The organism is Mycobacterium sp. AT1 (assembly GCF_002043095.1).
Classification (GTDB): domain Bacteria; phylum Actinomycetota; class Actinomycetes; order Mycobacteriales; family Mycobacteriaceae; genus Mycobacterium.
In genome coordinates this window covers 1-1,121 of the sequence record NZ_MVOC01000105.1, presented here as the reverse complement: position 1 = coordinate 1,121, position 1,121 = coordinate 1, and the positions used below count along the sequence as shown (strand labels likewise).

1 protein-coding gene is annotated in these 1,121 nt (G+C 70.7%); it reads left to right on the top strand.

What is annotated here, in order from left to right:
• A partial coding sequence (locus B1790_RS33225; protein ID WP_142271665.1) for an HNH endonuclease signature motif containing protein occupies positions 1-1,121 on the top strand: 1,121 nt, incomplete at both ends.

Below are 1,121 nucleotides of genomic sequence, written 5' to 3'. Positions count from 1 at the left end.
GTCACCCTGGAAGTCGCCGCCGCCCTGAACATCAGCCGCGACCTGGCCGCCAGCCACGTCCGCTACGCCCACGCCCTACGGTTCTCCCTACCCCGACTGGGGCGGGCGTTCATCGCCGGCGACATCGACGAAACCACCTTCCGGGCCTGCGTGTTCCGCACCGGGCTGATCGTCGACGACGCCACCCTGGCCATGGTGGACGCCGAACTCGCGATCACCGCCCCACGCTGGGGGGCCTGCAGCCGCGCCCAACTCGCCGCCCGCATCGACCGGGTGGTGGCGAAGGTCGATTTGGATGCGGTGCGCCGGCGCCGTGATCGAGTCGCCGGACGTGACGTGGTCGTCGGGGACGTGGACAACGGGCTGACCGAAATCCACGCCACCGTCACCGCACCCGACGGGCACGCCTTCGACGACCGCCTCACCGCACTAGCCAACACGGTGTGTGACGCCGACGGGCGCACCCTGGCCCAACGCCGCTCCGACGCCGTCGGGGTGCTCGCCGCCGGCGGGGACCGGCTCGGCTGCCGCTGCGGACTCCCCGACTGCCCGGCCGCCGGCGCGGTGGCCAGTGCAGTGGTGATCCACGTGATCGCCGAACAAGCCACCGTCGACGGAACGGGTGTCGCGCCCGGGGCGATGATCGGATTGGAGGGGCTGATCCCGCCGGAGATGATCACCGAGTTGGCGAAGGCTGCGCGGTTGCGTCCGTTGGTGCACCCGGTGGACTGCCGACCCGAGGGTGGGTACGTGCCGTCGCGGGGGTTGGCCGACTACGTGCGGTGCCGGGACCTGACCTGCCGCTTCCCCGGCTGCAGCGCCCCGGCCACCCGATCCGACCTCGACCACACCGTCCCCCACGGTCGGGGTGGGCCCACCCAGGCGTCGAACTTGAAATGTCTGTGCCGTTTTCACCATCTGGTCAAGACGTTCTGGGGCTGGTCCGACGAACAACTCGTCGACGGCACGATCATCTGGACCTCACCGGCCGGGGATCGCTACGTCACCCACCCCGGCAGCGCCATCGTCTCCCCATGGCTGTGCGCGCCGACCGCCCCGATCGTCCTCGACGCCCGAGACCACCTCTCGGACAATGTCGACCGGACCGCGAAGATGCCACG